The sequence below is a fragment of the Gordonia sp. LMA167 genome (genome assembly GCF_058130025.1).
In genome coordinates this window covers 4,003,709-4,022,341 of record NZ_CM176708.1, presented here as the reverse complement: position 1 = coordinate 4,022,341, position 18,633 = coordinate 4,003,709, and the positions used below count along the sequence as shown (strand labels likewise).

The 18,633-nt window shown below is 67.2% G+C and carries 17 protein-coding genes and 1 tRNA gene; 6 read left to right on the top strand and 12 right to left on the bottom strand.

Annotation, left to right across the window (positions count from 1 at the left end; genetic code table 11):
- Nucleotides 1-27 precede the first annotated feature (27 nt).
- The 3 genes from ACVT6V_RS18285 to metH form a co-directional block, all read right to left on the bottom strand.
- Entirely contained in the window at nucleotides 28-1,488 is a 1,461-nt protein-coding gene (locus ACVT6V_RS18285) for an MFS transporter (RefSeq protein ID WP_489895209.1), read from the bottom strand.
- Nucleotides 1,485-1,946, bottom strand: a complete 462-nt coding sequence (locus tag ACVT6V_RS18280; RefSeq protein ID WP_489895207.1) for a MarR family winged helix-turn-helix transcriptional regulator — start codon at nucleotides 1,944-1,946, stop codon at nucleotides 1,485-1,487. Before ACVT6V_RS18280 ends, ACVT6V_RS18285 begins: the two co-directional genes overlap by 4 nt.
- A gap of 302 nt (nucleotides 1,947-2,248) precedes the next feature.
- The gene (gene metH, locus ACVT6V_RS18275) at nucleotides 2,249-5,860 is read right to left on the bottom strand and encodes a methionine synthase (RefSeq protein WP_489895205.1); all 3,612 of its coding nucleotides are present in this window, start codon (nucleotides 5,858-5,860) and stop codon (nucleotides 2,249-2,251) included.
- A gap of 51 nt (nucleotides 5,861-5,911) precedes the next feature.
- Here metH and ACVT6V_RS18270 point away from each other — a divergent pair, with 51 nt between their 5' ends.
- The gene (locus ACVT6V_RS18270) at nucleotides 5,912-6,802 is read left to right on the top strand and encodes a PAC2 family protein (protein WP_489895203.1); all 891 of its coding nucleotides are present in this window, start codon (nucleotides 5,912-5,914) and stop codon (nucleotides 6,800-6,802) included.
- A gap of 747 nt (nucleotides 6,803-7,549) precedes the next feature.
- On the opposite strand, the gene ACVT6V_RS18265 is transcribed toward ACVT6V_RS18270, so the two are convergent.
- Nucleotides 7,550-7,858, bottom strand: a complete 309-nt coding sequence (locus tag ACVT6V_RS18265) for a hypothetical protein (RefSeq protein WP_489895201.1) — start codon at nucleotides 7,856-7,858, stop codon at nucleotides 7,550-7,552.
- A 12-nt stretch (nucleotides 7,859-7,870) separates the two neighbouring features.
- The gene (gene mshC / locus ACVT6V_RS18260; protein WP_489895199.1) at nucleotides 7,871-9,112 is read right to left on the bottom strand and encodes a cysteine--1-D-myo-inosityl 2-amino-2-deoxy-alpha-D-glucopyranoside ligase; all 1,242 of its coding nucleotides are present in this window, start codon (nucleotides 9,110-9,112) and stop codon (nucleotides 7,871-7,873) included.
- A gap of 137 nt (nucleotides 9,113-9,249) precedes the next feature.
- Between mshC and ACVT6V_RS18255 the strand changes: the two genes are divergently transcribed.
- On the top strand, nucleotides 9,250-10,101 hold the full coding sequence (locus tag ACVT6V_RS18255; RefSeq protein ID WP_489895197.1) for an SMP-30/gluconolactonase/LRE family protein: 852 nt from the start codon (nucleotides 9,250-9,252) through the stop codon (nucleotides 10,099-10,101).
- Nucleotides 10,102-10,114: 13 nt separating this feature from the next.
- Here ACVT6V_RS18255 and ACVT6V_RS18250 read toward each other — a convergent pair whose 3' ends face one another.
- From ACVT6V_RS18250 to ACVT6V_RS18235, 4 genes are read right to left on the bottom strand one after another with little or no spacing between them, the layout of a single operon-like run.
- The gene (locus tag ACVT6V_RS18250; protein ID WP_489900875.1) at nucleotides 10,115-11,005 is read right to left on the bottom strand and encodes an SCO1664 family protein; all 891 of its coding nucleotides are present in this window, start codon (nucleotides 11,003-11,005) and stop codon (nucleotides 10,115-10,117) included.
- A 1-nt stretch (nucleotide 11,006) separates the two neighbouring features.
- Nucleotides 11,007-11,690, bottom strand: a complete 684-nt coding sequence (locus ACVT6V_RS18245; protein ID WP_489895195.1) for a DUF3090 domain-containing protein — start codon at nucleotides 11,688-11,690, stop codon at nucleotides 11,007-11,009.
- A gap of 25 nt (nucleotides 11,691-11,715) precedes the next feature.
- Nucleotides 11,716-12,498: an MSMEG_4193 family putative phosphomutase gene (locus tag ACVT6V_RS18240; RefSeq protein WP_489895193.1), complete on the bottom strand. Its 783-nt coding sequence runs from the start codon at nucleotides 12,496-12,498 to the stop codon at nucleotides 11,716-11,718.
- 17 nt (nucleotides 12,499-12,515) lie between these two features.
- A complete protein-coding gene (locus ACVT6V_RS18235; protein ID WP_489895191.1) occupies nucleotides 12,516-13,358 on the bottom strand; it encodes an undecaprenyl-diphosphate phosphatase in 843 nt (280 codons plus the stop codon).
- Nucleotides 13,359-13,498: 140 nt separating this feature from the next.
- Here ACVT6V_RS18235 and ACVT6V_RS18230 point away from each other — a divergent pair, with 140 nt between their 5' ends.
- From ACVT6V_RS18230 to ACVT6V_RS18220, 3 genes are read left to right on the top strand one after another with little or no spacing between them, the layout of a single operon-like run.
- Nucleotides 13,499-14,605 carry a YncE family protein gene (locus ACVT6V_RS18230; protein WP_489895189.1) on the top strand — a complete coding sequence of 369 codons (1,107 nt, stop codon included), beginning with the start codon at nucleotides 13,499-13,501 and terminating at the stop codon, nucleotides 14,603-14,605.
- 2 nt (nucleotides 14,606-14,607) lie between these two features.
- Nucleotides 14,608-14,931 carry a DUF5703 family protein gene (locus tag ACVT6V_RS18225; RefSeq protein WP_489895187.1) on the top strand — a complete coding sequence of 108 codons (324 nt, stop codon included), beginning with the start codon at nucleotides 14,608-14,610 and terminating at the stop codon, nucleotides 14,929-14,931.
- Nucleotides 14,925-16,031, top strand: coding sequence for a quinone-dependent dihydroorotate dehydrogenase (locus ACVT6V_RS18220; RefSeq protein ID WP_489895185.1), 1,107 nt, complete (start codon nucleotides 14,925-14,927; stop codon nucleotides 16,029-16,031). Before ACVT6V_RS18225 ends, ACVT6V_RS18220 begins: the two co-directional genes overlap by 7 nt.
- Nucleotides 16,032-16,077: 46 nt before the next feature.
- Here ACVT6V_RS18220 and ACVT6V_RS18215 read toward each other — a convergent pair whose 3' ends face one another.
- Entirely contained in the window at nucleotides 16,078-16,626 is a 549-nt protein-coding gene (locus ACVT6V_RS18215) for a YbhB/YbcL family Raf kinase inhibitor-like protein (protein WP_489895183.1), read from the bottom strand.
- Nucleotides 16,627-16,690: 64 nt separating this feature from the next.
- On the bottom strand, nucleotides 16,691-18,037 hold the full coding sequence (locus tag ACVT6V_RS18210; RefSeq protein ID WP_489895181.1) for a M20/M25/M40 family metallo-hydrolase: 1,347 nt from the start codon (nucleotides 18,035-18,037) through the stop codon (nucleotides 16,691-16,693).
- 85 nt (nucleotides 18,038-18,122) lie between these two features.
- On the opposite strand from ACVT6V_RS18210, the gene ACVT6V_RS18205 reads away from it, so the two are divergent.
- Nucleotides 18,123-18,211, top strand: a tRNA-Leu gene (locus ACVT6V_RS18205).
- 85 nt (nucleotides 18,212-18,296) lie between these two features.
- Here the strand turns inward: ACVT6V_RS18205 and ACVT6V_RS18200 are convergent.
- Entirely contained in the window at nucleotides 18,297-18,548 is a 252-nt protein-coding gene (locus ACVT6V_RS18200) for a hypothetical protein (protein WP_489895179.1), read from the bottom strand.
- Nucleotides 18,549-18,633: the final 85 nt, after the last annotated feature.

The window sequence follows — 18,633 nt, the reverse complement described above, 5'->3', positions numbered from 1 at the left end:
AGCCCGCTGGGAGGTTCACAGCGCTGCTCAAGCGGTCGTGGAGGCCAGGATCCGCTCTCGGGTGCGCTCAGCTGTTGCCTTTGCCCATCGACTCGTGGACACGATCCCGACGACGAAGATGCCGACGCCACACAACGCCATGATGAACCAGACGGGGCCGGCAGCACCGGCGAGCCGGCCCGTCCCGGCGGTTGTGTCGGCGAACGCGAGCGTTCCGAACACCGCCACCCCGAGGGATGTGCCGACCTGGCGGCTCGTCGATGCGATTGCCGACGCGACGCCTGCCTGGGATCTCGGCATCCCGGACACCGCGGCGTTGGTGATCGGCGCATTGACCAGGCCCATACCCGTGCCGAGCACCAGATAGGCAACGCCCAGGTACCACATGCTGGTGTCGTTGCCCGCCTGTGTGAGCATCAACCCGCTGATCGCCACCGCAATGCCCGCGATGACCATCGGCGTCCGGGCTCCCCGACTGCCGACAAGCCTGCCTGAGACCGGCGACAGGACCGCGTTCGCCGCAGCCATCGGCAACGTCATCAGACCGGCTTCGAACGGCGTCAGCCCGCGGACCTGCTGCAGATAGAGGGTGTTCAGGAAGAGGAAGCCGCCCATGGCGCTGAACGCGAGCATCGCGCTGATCACCGAACTGCTGAACGGGATACTGCGGAAGAACCGCAGGTCCAGAAGTGGTTCGCGCCGCCGGGATTCGACCACCAGCAGGCCCACGAAGGCGAATGCGGCGATGGCGAAGCAGCCGATCACCACACCCGATTCCCAGCCGCGGGTGCGGCCCTCGATGATCGCGTAGGTGACTGTGGCGAGAAACGCCAGGATCAGCAGTTGTCCGGCCGGATCCGGTCGCCGCGCGTGCTCGGCCTTCGATTCGGGCACGAAGATCGCGGTCAGGACGAAAGCCGCGATACACACCGGCACATTGAGCCAGAAGATCGCCTGCCAGCCGATTCCGTCAACCAGGGCCCCACCCACCAGCGGTCCGAGGGCCATGCTGACACCGATCGCGGCGCCCCACATTCCGATCGCCCGTGCACGCTCCTTCGGCTCGGTGAAGGTGTTGGTGATGATCGACATGGCCACGGGATTCAACATCGCCCCACCGATAGCCTGGAGCATCCGCGCCCCGATGAGCATCTCGGGTGACACCGCGAGCGAACACAGAATCGAGCCCAGGCCGAAGACGACCAGTCCGGTCTGGAAGACACGTCGGCGACCGAAGCGATCTCCGAGAGAACCCCCGAGCATCAACAGGCTGGCGATGACCAGTGTGTACGCGTCGATCACCCACTGCAGCTGTGAGGCAGACGCACCGAGGTCCGAACTGATGGACGGCAGTGCGACATTCACGCCCGACACATCGATCCCGACGATGAACAGGCTGAGGCAGCAGGTGGTCAGGATCACCATGCGACGCCGTGGACTCAGGCTCGATGCCTCCGACATCGACGCGGTCGCAACAGAAGTGTTCATGAGTCGGCGGCCTCCCGGAGCAGGTCGAGCAGTCGGCCGAGTTGCTGCCGCTGGTCATCATCGAGCGCGGTGAACATGTCCGGCGCGATAGCGGGGTCGGCGACCACCGAGTCGACGATCCGGCGACCCTCGTCGGTGGCAGTGACCACCTTGAATCGCCGATCAGTGGGGTGAGGCTCCTGGGTGACCAGTCCCCGATCCACCAGGTCGTTCACGATGACGCTGGCCGCAGGTGCGTCGATACCCAGCCGCTTGGCCAGATCGGTTTGCGTCATGTCGCGCACAGCGATGCGACGCAGCGCTCGGAAGCGACTGAACGGCATGTCGACCCTCGCGTCGATACGGGCGCGGGGCTCGGCGGCGTGGTCACGAACCAGGCTGTTCATCGCGAACCACAGCTCCGTCGCGGTCGGCGTCGTCGACGTGACTGCCCGACGTGGCGAGTCAGTTGTAGGCATACAACGATTGTATTCTCACAACTATCCCGTGACAAGCGGCGTCAGGGCGGGTGACATGGCCTGTACGGTCATCGCGTTCGCCCGGCGATGGTGCGGTCGGCGTTCATGTCGTTGTGCATGGGGGGTCTCGATACACAGACTCGCCTAGCGGCTCGTCTGCTACTCGACCAGCGGACGGACGGCTCGACCAGCGGACGGACGACCCGGCCAACGGACACGCCTACTACCCGACCAGCGGAGGGACGGCCCGACCACCGCATCGCGCCTACTCCCCGAGCAGCAGAGAGGCGTGCGGCAATCCGTCAGGTGTTGAAGTACTTGGCCTCCGGGTGGTGCAGCACGAACGCGTCTGTGGACTGTTCCGGATGTAGCTGCAGTTCTTCCGACAGCACGACGCCGATCCGCTCGGGTTCGAGTAGATCGATCATCTTGGCCCGATCATCAAGGTCCGGACACGCACCGTAACCGAACGAGAAGCGGGCGCCACGGTACTCGAGGTCGAAGAATCCCTGGGCATCCTTCGGATCGTCGCCGGCGAAAGATCGACCGGCAACGGTCAATTCGCTGCGGACACGTTGATGCCAATACTCGGCGAGCGCCTCGGTCAGCTGAACTCCGATGCCGTGCACCTCGAGATAGTCCCGGTATGCATCCTCGGCGAATAGTTTGTTCGCGAAGTCGGCGATAGGCTGGCCCATCGTGACCAACTGGAAAGGCAGCACATCGATCTGACCGGTCCGTTCACAATCCTCGCGTGACCGGATGAAGTCGGCGACACACAGGAAGCGTGGACGTTGCTGTCGCGGGAATGCGAAGCGGTGGCGCACTTGCGCATCCGGTCGAGGCTCGGCGAGGACGTGCACCTCGTCGCCGACACTGACCGCCGGGAAGTAGCCGTACACGACGGCCGCGTGCTGCAGGATGTTCTCGGTGGACAAGCGATCGATCCAGTACCGCAACCGTGGCCGGCCGTCGGTCTCGACGAGTTCCTCGTAGCTCGGACCCTCTCCCCCACGCGCACCGCGCAGCCCCCACTGTCCGAGAAACAGTGCGCGCTCGTCGAGTAGTTGCAGGTAGTCGGCGATCGGCACACCCTTCACGATGCGGGTGCCCCAGAACGGCGGTGACGGAATCTCGTTGTCGGCGGCCACATCCGAGCGTGCCGGCACGTCAACCGGGGTCGCCTCGGCCTTCCGCTTCTCCGCGATCCTCTTGGAGCGCTCGTGCCGAGCCTTGCGTTCGGCGGCCTTCTCCTTGGCGGCCAACGCTTCCGGGCTGTCTGGATCGGGACCTTCACCGCGCTTGGTGGCCATGATCTCGTCCATCAACCGCAGACCCTCGAACGCGTCCCGCGCGTAGTGGACGTCACCCTCATAGATCTCGGCGAGATCGTTCTCAACGTACGTGCGGGTCAGCGCAGCGCCGCCGAGAAGGACCGGGTAGTTGTCGGCCACCCCGCGCCCGTTGATCTCCTGCAGGTTCTCCTTCATCACCACGGTCGACTTCACCAGCAGTCCGGACATGCCGATCACATCGGCCCGCTTGTCCGCGGCCGCCTCCAGGATGGTGTTGATCGGCTGCTTGATGCCGAGGTTGACCACCTCGTACCCGTTGTTGGACAGAATGATGTCGACGAGGTTCTTGCCGATGTCGTGAACGTCACCCTTGACCGTGGCGAGCACGATCCGGCCCTTGCCGTCCTCCCCTGTCGACTCCATGTGCGGTTCGAGATGGGCCACAGCGGTTTTCATCACCTCGGCAGACTGCAGCACGAACGGCAACTGCATCTGCCCGGAACCGAACAGCTCCCCGACGGTCTTCATCCCGGACAACAGGGTCTCGTTGATGATCGTCAGCGGCGGCGTTGTGGTCATCGCCTCGTCAAGGTCGGCCTCGAGACCGTTGCGCTCGCCGTCGACGATGCGTCGCTCGAGACGCTCGAACAACGGCAGTTTGTTCAGCTCTGCCGCCCGCGACTCCCGCGCCGACGCCGCCGACACCCCTTCGAACAGCTGCATCAGCTTCTGCAGCGGGTCGTAGCCCTCGCGCCGACGGTCGTAGACCAGGTCCAGGGCCACCTCCCGATGCTCCTCGGGGATGCGCGCCATCGGCAGGATCTTCGATGCGTGCACGATCGCCGTGTCCAGACCGGCCTGCACACATTCGTGGAGGAAAACCGAATTCAGGACCTGACGTGCGGCCGGGTTGAGGCCGAAGGAGATGTTGGAGATACCGAGTGTGAAGTGCACGTCCGGGTGGGACTCGTGCAGTCGGCGGATCGCCTCGATCGTCTCGATGCCGTCGCGGCGCACCTCTTCCTGGCCGGTCGAGATCGGGAAGGTGAGCGCATCGATGATGATGTCTTCCTCGGCCAGACCCCAGTTCCCGGTGATGTCATCGATCAGTCGTTCGGCAACCCTGACCTTCCAGTCGGCGGTGCGTGCCTGCCCTTCTTCGTCGATGGTCAGCGCCACCACGGCAGCACCGTGCTCGACCACGAGTTCCATGATCTTGGTGAAACGCGACTCCGGCCCGTCGCCGTCCTCGTAATTCACCGAGTTGACCGCGCAACGACCGCCGAGGGCCTCCAGACCGGCCTGGATGACCGCGGGCTCGGTCGAGTCGAGCATGATCGGCAGTGTCGACGAGGTCGCGAACCGACTCGCCAACGCGGTCATGTCGGCGGCGCCGTCGCGGCCCACGTAGTCGACGTTGAGGTCGAGCATGTGCGCACCGTCGCGGGTCTGGTCCTTCGCGGTATCCAGGCATTTCTGGTAATCCTCGGCGATCATCGCCTCGCGGAATGCCTTCGAACCGTTGGTGTTGGTGCGCTCACCGATGACGAGGAAGCTGGAGTCCTGGTCGAACGGCACCGCCGAGTAGAGCGACGACGTTTCGGCCACGTGTTCGGGCTGCCGCGGCCTGGGGGCGGTTTCACCGACACGCTCGGCGACCTGCCGGATGTGCTCGGGCGTGGTGCCGCAGCATCCTCCGACGAACGCCAGTCCGAAATCGGTGACGAAATCATCGAGCGCCGTTGCCAATTCGTCCGGCTGCAATGGATACTCGGCTCCGTTGGCACCCAGGACCGGCAGTCCGGCGTTCGGCATCACCGACACCGGAACGCGGGCGTGCCGGGACAGGTAGCGCAGGTGTTCGCTCATCTCGGCGGGGCCGGTTGCACAGTTCAGGCCGATCATGTCGACACCGAGCGGCTCGACCGCGGCCAGTGCCGCTCCGATCTCGGAACCGAGCAGCATGGTGCCGGTTGTCTCCACGGTGACGTGGCTGATGATCGGGATGTGCCGACCGACGTGGCTCATCGCCCGACGCGCCGCGAGCACCGCGGCCTTCACCTGCAACAGATCCTGCGATGTCTCGACCAGAATGGCGTCCGCGCCGCCTTCGAGCATGCCGGCGACGCAGTCGAAGTAGGCATCCCGGATGACCGCGAACGTCGTGTGTCCGAGACTGGGCAATTTGGTACCCGGTCCGATCGAACCCAGGACGAACCGCGCCGTCCCGTCGGCGCTCGGGCCCATCTCGTCGGCCACGCCGCGCGCGATGCCGGTGCCCTTGTACGCCAGCTCGCGGATGCGGTCGGCGATGTCGTAGTCCCCGAGGTTGGAGAGGTTGCAACCGAAGGTGTTGGTCTCGACCGCGTCGGCGCCGGCCTCGAAGTAGGCGCGATGGATGTCGGCCAGGACATCCGGACGTGTGTCGTTGAGGATCTCGTTACAGCCCTCGAGTCCGGCGAAGTCGTCGAGCGTCAGGTCGGCAGCCTGCAACATGGTGCCCATCGCCCCATCGCCGATGAGGACACGACGCGACATCGCGGTCAGGAATGTCGTGTCGTAGTCGGCCGGGCGCCGCGTGCGGGCCCAGTTGTCCGGGTCGGTGGTAGGGGTCGACATGGTTGACAGCGTAGTTCGCTCTCTCTCGGGGTTCGGTCGTAGGCTGGTTCAGTGAACGCTGAGCAGAGGTCGAACCTTCCCCAGCTGCGCAGGCCCATTCTCTTGGCCGCTTTCGAGGGGTGGAACGACGCAGGGGACGCGGCCAGCAGCGCCGTCGAGCATCTGGCACTGAACTGGGATGCCGTTGCCCTCGCCGACATCGATTCCGACGACTACTACGACTTCCAGGTGAATCGGCCCATCGTGAAGCAGGTCGACGGGGTCACCCGACGAATCGACTGGCCCACCACGTCCATCTCGTACTGCACCCCCCACGGTGCGGACCGTGACATCGTACTCGTTCGCGGGATCGAACCGAACATGCGCTGGCGGGGGTTCTGCAAGGAGATCGTCGACCTGGCCAAAGAGCTCGGGGTCGAGACGACGGTGATGTTGGGGGCATTGCTCGCCGACACGCCACACACACGTCCGGTCCCGGTGACAGGTGCCGCGTACAGCAGCGAGTCCGCCTCCCGGTACAACCTCGCGGAGAGCCGCTACGAAGGCCCTACCGGCATCACCGGGGTGTTGCAGGACCTGTTCGTACAGGCCGGCCTGCCCGCGGTGTCGTTCTGGGCGGCCGTTCCCCACTACGTTTCGACGCCCCCGAACCCGAAGGCGACGGTCGCCTTGCTCAACCGCGTCGAGGAGGTGCTCGACATCGAGGTGCCGCTGGGCACCCTCCCCGAACAGGCTGAGGAATGGGAGCGCGCGGTCACCGAGATGACCGAGGACGACGAGGAGATCGCCGACTACGTCCGCGGCCTCGAGGAACGCGGTGACGCCGAGGTCGACCCCGACGAAGTGATGGCCAAGATCGACGGCGATGCGTTGGCCGCCGAGTTCGAGCGTTATCTGAAGCGCCGCGGGCCGGGCGCGGGGCCGGGGTCATTCGGAGGATGACCGCGGGCATCCTCCGGTCCTTGAGGAACCCGCGGGGATACGACGCACCCGCCGGTCCCGGTCGCCCACCGGTCCTTGAGGAGCCTCCGAGCCAGCGAGATACGACGCATCCACCGCTCCCTGAGGAGCCTCCCAGCCAGCGAGATACGACGCACCCACCGCTCCCTGAGGAGCCTCCGAGCCTGCGAGATACGACGCACCCACCGCTCCCTGAGGAGCCTCCGAGCCTGCGAGATACGACGCACCCACCGCTCCCCGAGGAGCCTCCGAGCCAGCGAGATACGACGCACCCACCGCTCCCTGACGAGCCTCCGAGCCTGCGAGGATGCGTCACGAAGGGCCGCCCCTTCGTGACGCATCGCTCGTTCCTCGCGAGGCTCCTCAGGGACCGGAGGGCGAGGCGAGGCATCGCTCGTTCCTCGCGAGGCTCCTCAGGGACCGGAGGGCGAGGCGAGGCATCGCTCGTTCCTCGCGAGGCTCCTCAGGGACCGGAGGGCGAGGCGAGGCATCGCGCGGTCCTCGCGAGGCTCCTCAGGGACCGACGGGTGAGGTGACGCATCACGCGGTCCTCAGGGACCGGAGGGCGAGGCGAGGCATCGCGCGGTCCTCGCGAGGCTCCTCAGGGACCGACGGGTGAGGCGACGCATCGCGCGTTCCAGGCTCCTCACCTCAGGGACCGAAGGGTGAGGTGATGCCGACCGGCCATCACCAACCATTCGAGTGCGCGCGGTCAGCCCAGAAGCCCGCTCAGCCGATCCGTTCGATCGACACGACCGGCGTGGTGATCCGCCATGTGCGGACGTCGGGGTCGTCGGCGGCGCGCACCCAGAATTGTGCTGACTCGCCCACGCGGCATGACTTCACACCCAGCAGCGGGATGTCCTCGGAATCCCGCCGCAATCGGCTGACCGCCCAGTCCTCGTTGTCGGTTCCTCCGACCCCGGGTGCGCGGAGCAAGGTCATCTCGTCGAAATCGAGCAGATAGGTCGAGGTGCGGGTCACCACCGTCCATACCCCGCCGGTCGTCTCGGGTGCGATCTCCTGCGTGCGTGCCACGGGAGAACCTTACTAGGTGAGCGCGACGCCGAGCAGGGCGTCGACGGCGCGCGCGATCTCACCGGGTGCGGCACTCGAGTGGCCGATCCCCAACTCGACGTCGCGACACCAAGCATCGACTGCGGCAAGTGCTTTGGGTGTGTCGAGGTCGTCTGCGAGGTGCTGGCGAAGGCGATCGACAGTGGCGGCCGCATCCGGACCGGCCGCTGCCGCGGTGGCGGTGCGCCACCGTGACAGGCGTTCACGCGCCTCGTCGAGCACGGCATCGGTCCACATCCGGTCCGCCCGGTAGTGCGCCGACAACAACGCGAGCCGGACCGCCGCCGGATCCACGCCGTCGCGCCGAAGATGCGAGACGAACACGAGATTGCCCCGGCTCTTCGACATCTTCTCGCCGTCGAGTCCCACCATGCCGGTGTGGACGTAGTGGCGTGCGAACCGGCGAGAACCGGTCAGTGCTTCGCCGTGGGCGGCGGAGAACTCGTGATGCGGGAAGATCAGGTCATTGCCTCCGCCCTGTATGTCGAACTCGATACCCAGACGGTTGAGGGCGATGGCCGAGCACTCGATGTGCCACCCCGGGCGGCCCGGGCCGTGCGGCGACTCCCACGAGGGCTCGCCCGGGCGAGCGGCCCGCCAGAGCAGGGCGTCGAGCGGATCGCGTTTGCCTGCACGATCGGGATCACCACCGCGCTCGGCGAAGAACCGATCCATCGTCGCGCGGTCATACCCGGACTCGTAACCGAACTGCTCGGTGGCATCGATCCGGTAGTAGATGTCGGGGAACTCGGCGTCGTCGACGACATAGGCCGCTCCGGATGCGAGCAGCTTCCCGACCACCTCGATGACCTCGCCGACGGATTCGATCGCACCGATGTAGTCCCGCGGTGGCAGCACCCGCAGCGCGGTCATGTCGTCCCGGAACAGCTGGGTCTCCCGCGCCCCGAGGTCGCGCCAATCGACCCCGTCGCGCTCGGCGCGCTCGAACAGCGGGTCGTCGACATCGGTGACGTTCTGGACGTAATGCACGTCATGGCCCAGATCACGGAGCACGCGGTTCACGAGATCGAAGGTCACGTAGGTCGCGGCGTGCCCCAGATGGGTTGCGTCGTACGGGGTGATACCGCACACGTACATCGTCGCCGTCGGGCCCGGGCTGACCGGCCGGACCTGGGCGTCGGAGGTGTCGTGGAGACGAAGGGCGGGCCCGGTACCCGGAACGGCCGGGAGGGCGGGATCAGGCCAAGACTGCATGCATCCACTGTATGGGCCGCCGATATCGCGTCGTCGACAGCCCGCCCCACGACGGCGCACGATGATTTCCTGGCGTGGCATCGGTCTGAACACGTGCGACTGTCGAGCCGGCGGTCCGTCGCGGAAGGGAGTCCTCCATGCAGACGCTCGCGGAAGGGTTCGGGCTGGTCGAATCGCCCCGATGGCATGCCGAACGGTTGTGGTTCGCCGACTGGGCGGCCGGCGAGATCCGCGCCCTGACCGACGGCGGTTCCGACGTGCAGATCGCACACCGCTCGTTCCCGTTGTGCTTTGATTTCACGCCCGACGGCAGGCTGCTCGTGGTGTCGTCGGAGACACGGTCGTTGCTTCGACTCGAGGACGGTGGCCTGGTCCGACACGCTGATCTCACCCCGCTCTCGGAGGTCGGGGCCAACGACATCGTCGTCGACGGACGGGCAAACGCGTACGTGAACAGCCCGAATGCGCCGTTCGGCACCACCACGCCGCCCGGCGAGCGGGCGCCCGGCCGCATCGCGCTGGTGACACCGGACGGCACGACCCGGGTCGTCGCGGATGATCTCGATTTTCCCAACGGGATGGCGATCACCCCGGACAACCGCACCCTCGTCGTCGCCGAGTCCTACCGCTGCCGGCTGACCGCATTCGACATCCTCGACGACGGGTCGCTCGCGCATCGAAGCGTCTTCGCCGACCTCGGGCAGGATCCGCCGGACGGCATCACGATCGACGACACCGGCGCCGTCTGGTACGCCGACGTGCCGCACGGCAGGTGCGTCCGGGTGGCACGGGGTGGCTCGATCCTCGAAAGAATCGACCTCGATCGTGGCGCGTTCGCCTGCATGTTGGGAGGTGCCGACGGGCGCACCCTGTTCGTGGTGGGTGCGCGATGGCCGGAAAACGGCCTACCGGCAGGCGACACCGACTGGGCCGGAACCGTGTGGTCTACGCGCGTGGATCATCCGCGAGCGGGATGGCCGGGTGGATGATCCGGTGGCGCGCTCAGAAAGGCGGCCACGGGATCGGCCGGTGGCCCGGCGGATGCGGCATCGTCTCACTCGTGACGAGGTCGGCAGCTCGCTCAGCCAGGGCGATGATCTCGCGCTCGGTGATGTGTGCGGCCAGTTCGGTGGTCAGCGGGTGCCCCGCGGACGCGAGGTGATCGGAGAGGTCGGCGAGGTCAGCCACGAGATGGCCCGGGATCTGTTCGCCTGCCCAGCCCCAGAGCACGGTTCGCAGTTTGTCGTCGGTGTGTAGACAGATCCCGTGATCGACACCGTAGACGCCGCCGTCGAGTGCCTCCAGGACGTGACCGCCCTTGCGATCGGCGTTGTTCAACACGATGTCGAGCACGGCCATCCGCTGCAGCCGCGGGTCGTCGGCGTGAACCAGGACCACTGGCTCGCCGTACGGGTCGATGGCGCGCAGGATCGCGCGGTAGCCGACCGGGACGGTGTCGGGCGGACACAGGTCCACCAGATCGATGGCGGGCGTCGGCAGTTCTGTCGGGGCACCGTGCCGCGCCGACGGGTCGTCGTTGTCGACCGTCACGACCCAGCGTTGCACCATGCCCGGCCCCAGCGGCCCGTCACGATGGATCGTGGTGGGTATCACCGACCACCCCAGCGCCTCGGACACGAGATAGGAGGCGACCTCTCGTCCGGCGAGCGTGCCGTCAGGGAAATCCCACAGCGGGACCTCGCCGCGGACCGGCTTGTACACGCACCTGACCTCGCGTTCGCCGAGGACGGCGTCACACACCAGGGTGGCGTTGCTGGCGGTGGGGATCCGCCCGACGATGACCAACTCGCCATCCCGCAGCGGATCGGGGCCCGCAGAATCGTCGGGCTCGTGCTCGGGAACCGGAGGTTCGTTGGGTTCGCCGACGGTCACATCAGTCCTGGCCAGACGAACCGGGGTCGGTGTCGTCGTCGGGATCGGGGTCCAGATAGTCGGTCTCATCCTGCATCGTCAGGTTGCGGAAGACCTCTGGATCGACGAAGTCGAGGGATTTGCTGAGCTCCGCGCCGCGCTTGTACCCGTTGGTCCGCACGCACAGGTGGCCGTCCGGGTCGAGCGGCTCGTGGCACAGCGGGCACGGGGGTCGCCCGGCCGAGATCACCCGTGACGAGCGCGCCGCGAACTCGCGAGCCGCCTCGGTGGTGAGGAAGACCCGCACCGCATCAGGGCCCTCGTCGGTGTCGTCGAGAACGACGCTCTCGTCGAACTCCCCCTCGGTGATCGCGAGCAGTTCCACCACGACGGCCTCGGACTCGGCATCCCAGCCCAGGCCCATGGTGCCGACCCGGAACTCGGCGTCCACCGGCATCACCAGCGGACTCAGGTCTCCGACCTGATCGCGCTCGGGAGGGATGGCGGTTCCGAATCGGCGATGAATCTCCTCGAGCAGGGCCCCGATCCGATCGGCCAGGATCGCGACCTGCTGCTTCTCCAGCAGAACACTCACGATCCGGGCCTCGTGCACGGCCTGGAGGTAGAACGTACGGTCCCCCGGCTGACCGACCGTGCCGGCGACGAACCGATCCGGGGTCCGGAACACGTGTATCGCGCGAGACATCACACCTCCTTGACTGTGTCGTCCATTATCCGCGTGCCAGCGGGCCGGCCGCAGCCTTCACGCCCCGATCGTGGCCGTCGACGCCCGTGGCGCCGCCCACGACGGCGTCCTCGCCCGGATCGTCGCCTCCGTCCTCGCCGTCCTTCGCGGGCTTCTCGCGATGCGGAGGCGGTACCGGCAACACCGCCGTGTTGTTGACGGTGAGCACATACGGGCGGGTCGGACCGTACCGGATCACGCTGATCGATGCGGGTTCGACGACGATGCGCTGGAACGAATCGAGATGCATACCCATCGCATCGGCGATGATCGACTTGATCACATCCCCATGCGAACACGCGACCCACACACCACTGCCGTCCTCGCCGCCGTATGTGCGGTCGAGTTCGCGAACCGCGGCAACGGCCCGAGCCTGCACATTCGCCAGGCCCTCGCCCTCCGGGAACACCGCCGCCGAGGGTTGGTGCTGCACCGTCTTCCACAGCGGCTCGGACACGAGGTCTTTGAGCGGCCGGTTGGTCCATGCGCCGTAGTCGACCTCGGCCAGTGCGTCGACGACGATCTCGGGGACATCACGGCCCGGTTCGGCGACGAATCGGGCCATCAGTGGCGCCACGGTCTGTGCGCAACGCTCCAGCGGCGAGCGGGCCACTGCGCTGATCTCGCCGACGCAGACGCCCAGCCGGTCGATGAGCGCCGTGGCCTGCTCGCGCCCCTTGTCGTCGAGGGAGACGCCCGGCGTCCGTCCCGCGAGGACCCCCGAGGTGTTGGCCGTGGAACGTCCGTGGCGCACCAGTATCACGGTCATGGCCTCAACCTTACGGCTCAGGTCGCGCTGATCACGCCTGCGGACAGCAGACCCATGACGGTCAGGCCGAGGATCACGCGGTAGGCCCCGAACCAGTTCATCGAGTGAGCGCTCACGAAGCGCAGCAGCCAAGCGATCGAGGCGAACCCGATGACGAAGGCGATCAGGGTGGCGACCAGCAGTTGCGGCCCGGTGGCCTCCATCCCCTCTCCGCTGGGGTTGAAGGCGTCGGGCAGGCTGAACAGACCGGACGCGGTCACGGCCGGGATGGCGAGCAGGAACGAGAAGCGGAATGCCGCTTCGCGCTCGAGGCCGAGAAACAGACCGGCGCTGGCGGTGGCACCCGAGCGCGACACGCCCGGCACCAGCGCGAGGCATTGGGCCAGCCCCATCACCAGCCCGTCCCGCAGCGTGAGCTGCTCCATCGACCGCTCCTTGCGTCCGTACCGTTCGGCCAGCCAGATCACACCGGCGAACAGGATCAGCACGCTCGCGACCAGCCAGAGGTTTCGGCCCCCGGTGCGGATCTGATCCTTGAACAGGAATCCGAGCACACCGATCGGGATGGTGGCGAAGATCACGTACCAACCGATCCGGTAGTCCAGCCCGCGGTCCTCCCGGTCGAACAGGCCGCGGAACCAGGCCGCGACGATGCGCACGATGTCGCGGGCGAAGTAGACGAGGACGGCCGCTTCGGTTCCGAGTTGGGTGACCGCGGTGAACGAGGCCCCGGCGTCGTCGCCGAACATGATCTCCGACGCGATACGCAGATGCCCGGAGGACGATATCGGGAGGAATTCGGTCACGCCCTGAAGGGCGCCGAGCACGATGGCCTGAGCCCACGTCATGGTGTCGGTCACGGCCGCAGATGCTACGTGGATTCCGTGGGTCGCACCGCATCCGGTTGCCCCGGCATTTCCCGACAACCTGGACAGATCCGGCGTTCACGCGCGGCCGACCCCGCTCATGCGCACCGCGCGACGTGACGCAAGATGGTCACATGCACGTGCCGAGATCGAAGCGTTCGAGAGGTCCGTTCCCTGCGGTGGCCAGGCCTCGAGCAGTGGCGGCGGGCGTCGGTGTGCTGGTCGCGGGGGTACTGATCACCGGCTGCGGATCGTCGGACACGTCGTCGCAGCCTGATGTGCCCACCGTCACACCGGCCACCGCCGCGCCGGCGCCCGCCGGGCCCGCGGCACGTCCCGTCGGCACGGTGCTACCGGCACCGGCGAACAGCCGTGACCTCGCCATCGACGACGGCGTCGTGGCAGTTCTCGGTCCCGGGGGCACCACGGTCCTCCGATATCCGCAGAGCGCGCCGGGCACTACCGCGCAGCAGTCGACCACCCCACCGCTCACCCGCATCATCGGCAGCGGCGACGGCGCGTTCCTCGGCGTCGGACCCGACGTGATCGCGCGGATCGCACCCGACGGTGCGGTGACGACCACCGCCGTCTCGGTCGACGATCCGACCGCGCTGGCGCGCACCGCGTCCGGGCAGGTGCTCATCGGTACCGGCGATGGTCGGGTCCTCGCCTTCGATCGCGACCTCCACCCGGGACGGGTGATCGACGGTTTCGTCCGGGTCGACGACATCACCGTGTCGCCGCCGGGAGCCGATCTGGCCGACGAACAGGTCGTGGTGCTCGACCGTGCACAGTCCTCGGTCACCCCGGTCGATCTGTCCGACGGGAAACTCGGGCCCGCCCTGCGGGCCGGCAACGGAGCAACCAATTCGACGGTCGATCGGTATGGACGTGTCCTGGTCGCCGACACCCGCGATGACGAGTTGCTCGGATTCTTCGGGTCACCTCAGGTGATGCGGTTCCGCTATCCGGTGTCCGGCGGCCCGTACGCCGTAGACTACGACGACACCCACAACCTGATCTGGGTGTCGACAACCGCGAACAACGAGGTGGTGGCCTATGACCTGTCCGGGGGCGAACCCGTGGAGAAGCATCGGTTCCCGGCGGTCGCGCAACCGGACAACATCGCCGTCGACGACTCGTCCGGCACGGTCTACGTGCTCTCGGCGCGAGGTGGCCTGCAGGTCGCCGCGCCCGACTACACACTGCGCGGTGTCGTTGCCGTCACTCCGGCGGGGTGACCATGTCGCCTAGTGCACGGATCGCCGCACGCCATCCGCGTGGCTGGGAGGTGAGCACCGACGACCACGAGTGCGTGCTGCTCACCCTGCCGCCCGACGTCACCCGGGTCACCGCATCGATGCGACTGTCGATCGAGGCGGAGTTCGGTGGGTGGGAACTGCGGCGCGTCCGCCTGTACTCGGACGGCACCCGAAAGGTGCTGTTGCGGCGGAAGAAGCCACCACGGGGCCGCGGTACCGTCCCGTCGCGGGTGCCCGACGGCGTCGGACTCGATGCCGGCTTCGATGAGCCCGACTACCCCGACTCGGACGCCGCGGCATGCTGAGCCGCATCAACCACGCGCTCTACCCGCTCCTGTTGCGCGTGATGTTCCTGCTCTCGCCGGAACGCATCCACGGCCTCGCCGCGGGCGCCATCGGCTTCACCGGGCGCAATCCGCTCCTGCGCTACCTCGCGGCCAAGGTGTTCGCGAGCCATGATCCGGTGCTGCGGCAGCGGGTCTTCGGCCTGGACTTCCCGGCCCCACTCGGCCTCGCGGCCGGCTTCGACAAGACCGCGTCGGCGGTCAATGCCTGGGGTCAATTGGGTTTCGGCTACGCCGAGATCGGCACCATCACCGGGCAGCCGCAGCCCGGCAACCCCGCGCCCCGACTGTTCCGCCTGCCCGCCGACCGCGCGCTGATCAACCGGATGGGTTTCAACAACCCCGGCGCGACGGTCGCCGCCGAGCACCTCGCCGCGCTACGACCGGGGCCGGTCAGCGTGCCGATCGCGGCGAACATCGGCAAGACCAAGGTGGTTCCCGTCGCCGACGCCGACGCCGACTACCGGTTCAGTGCCCGGATGCTGGGGCCGCTCGCCGACTTCGTCGTGGTCAACGTCAGCTCCCCGAACACGCCGGGCCTGCGTGACCTGCAAGCCGTCGACTCGTTGCGTCCGATCCTCGCCGCTGTGCTCGACGAGGTCACGGTGCCGGTGCTGGTCAAGATCGCACCCGATCTGGCCGACGCGGACATCGACGCCGTTGCCGACCTCGCGGTCGAGCTCGGCCTGGCCGGCATCGTCGCGACCAACACCACCATCGAACGCTCCGGCCTGCGCACGCCGCCGGCCGAGGTCACGGCGATGGGGGCGGGTGGCCTGTCGGGAGCACCACTCGCCGACCGATCGCTGGAGGTGCTGCGTCGCCTGTATGCGCGCGTCGGCGGCCGACTGGCGCTGGTGAGCGCGGGCGGTATCGAGACCGCGGATCAGGCCTGGGAACGCATCTGTGCGGGTGCAAACCTGCTGCAGGGCTACACCGGGTTCATCTACGGCGGACCGCTGTGGGCCAAGGAGATCCACGATGGCGTCGCCGCCCACGTGCGCGCGGCCGGCTTCGCGAGCCTGGCCGACGCCGTCGGCAGCGACGCCACGAGTTCGTAGCAGCAAGTCACCGGGAGCCGGCTGGTGCCACGAATCCGGTCCTGGGTCAGACGTTCTCGGACGCCTGCTCGTAGGTGCCGACGATGGTCGCACGGGCGATCGCGTGGGAGAACAGGTTGAACCCGAGATACGCCGGGGTGGCGCCGTCGGGCAATCCGAGCGATTCGACGTCGACGGCGTGCACCACGACGTAATAGCGGTGCGGGCCGTGCCCCGGCGGCGGTGCAGCACCCACGAACCGTTTCATGCCCGCATCGTTGCCGAGAGTGACCGCCTCTGCCGGCAATCCACCACCGGTCTCGTCCCCCGCCCCCTCGGGCAGCGACGTCACCGAGGCCGGGATGTCGGCGACCGCCCAGTGCCAGAATCCCGAGGCCGTCGGAGCGTCGGGGTCATAGACGGTCACGGCGAAACTCTTGGTGCCAGAAGGAAACCCGGACCAGCTCAGCTGCGGCGACAGGTCGTCGCCCCCTGCCCCCATCAGTCCGCTCACCTGCTCGTTGCGCAGCGATTGACCGTCGGTCACGCTCTCCGAGGTCAGGGTGAAGCCGGGCAGGTTCGGCAGCGGATCGTACGGGTTGAACGACGACGACATCAGATCACCTTTCTCGTTTGTGCGCAGGCGCCCACGATCGGTCGACGATCGTGGGCTGCGCACCTCAACTGTGCAACAGAAAGTGCTCGAACACGTTGGTTCCGAACAAGACCGCGTCCACCGGGACCCGTTCGTCGACACCGTGGAACAGGGCGGCGAAATCAAGTTCCGGCGGCAATTGCAGTGGCGCGAAACCGAAGCACCGGATACCCAGTTTGGCAAACGCCTTTGCGTCGGTACCACCCGACAGCATGTAGGGCACCGTCTTGCCCAGTGGGTCGTGAGCCAGGATCGCATCATTCATGGCATCGACCAGGTGACCCGAGAATTCCGTCTCGTACGAGTCCAGGTGAGTGATCCATTCGCGGGTCACGTTCGGGCCGATCAGTTCGTCGATCTCTTTTTCGAAGGCTGCTTGCCGACCCGGCAGGACCCGGCAGTCGACGACCGCCTCGGCCTTCTGCGGGATCACGTTCGCCTTGTAGCCGGCCTTGAGCATCGTCGGGTTCGCGGTGTCGCGCAAGGTGGCACCGATGATCCGGGCGAGATTGCCCAACTTGAAGAGAGTGGTGTCGAGTTCGGGTGCGTCGGGCCGCAAGTCCAGCCCGGTCTCGTCGGTCACCGCGGCGAGGAACTCGCTGACCGACTCGGTCATCACCATCGGGAAGGTGTGACGGCCGATGCGCGCCACGGCCTCGGCGACCTCGGTCACCGCGTTGTCGTCGTGCAGGAAGGAACCGTGACCCGCCTTCGCCTCGGCGGTCAGGCGCATCCACGACAGCCCCTTCTCCGCGGTCTCCACGAGGTAGAGACGACGTTGCTCACCATCGGGCCGATCGACGGTCAGCGAGAAACCCCCCACCTCGCCGACGGCCTCGGTGATCCCGTCGAAGAGGTCGGGGCGGTTCTCGACCAGCCAGTGCGCACCCCAGGTTCCGCCGGCCTCCTCGTCCGCGGTGAACAAGAAGACGAGTTCGCGCGGCGGCACCGTGCCCTGGCGCTTGAACTGCCGCGCCAGCGCGAGCGCCATCCCGACCATGTCCTTCATGTCGACGGCACCGCGCCCCCAGATGTAGCCATCGGAGACGGAACCGGAGAACGGATGGACACTCCAGTCCTCGGGTTCGGCAGGCACGACGTCGAGGTGGCCGTGCACCAGCAGAGCACCCCGGTCCGAATCAGGGGGTCCGGCCAGCCGCGCGAACACATTCCCGCGCCCCGGTCTGCCGGACTCCACGTACTGGGTGGTGTAGCCGACCTCCTCGAGGAGTTGTGCGACCCACTTGGCGCACTCCTCCTCGCCCTTGGTGGTGTCGGGTTCCCCGGTGTTGGAGGTGTCGAAACGGATCAAACTGCTGACGATGTCGACCACTTCATCGACTGCACGAACGGCCGCGCGCTGGGAAGTCACACCTCACTCCTACGGGATTTGGGATACAGCGGCAACCTCGGTTAGGGTAGTCCGGCCGGTGCGCGACAAACGCGCCGACAACTGAGTCCGAGTGGCGGAATGGCAGACGCGCTAGCTTGAGGTGCTAGTGCCCTATTAACGGGCGTGGGGGTTCAAGTCCCCCCTCGGACACCAGAGTGATCAGGCCTGGAACATGGCTGCGAGATCCACCACGACAGTGCCCCGGCGGTCCGCCGGGGCACTGTCGTCTCAGTCGGGTTCAGCGTCGCTCCAATCGGAAGAACCTCGGCTGCGACTTCCGCGCGATCCGCGGCAACTCGGCCTCCTCGCCGGCCTGCATCACATCGACCACCACCCACTCCCGGTAGGCGGCCTCGATGCTCTCCACCGTGGCGCCCTGCGGCATGAACAGCGGCCCGAGCGGCTTGCCGAAAGCAAGCATGATCAGGGTTGCGGAGGGCGCGGCCAGCGACGTCACCGAGCGCGCCATCGCCGCCTGTTCGTCCGGCACACCCCAGTGCGCGACGACGTCTTCGATCCCGATCGAGAAGTCGCTAGACCAGCTCCGCAGTGCGGTGATGATCGCCTTGAGGCCG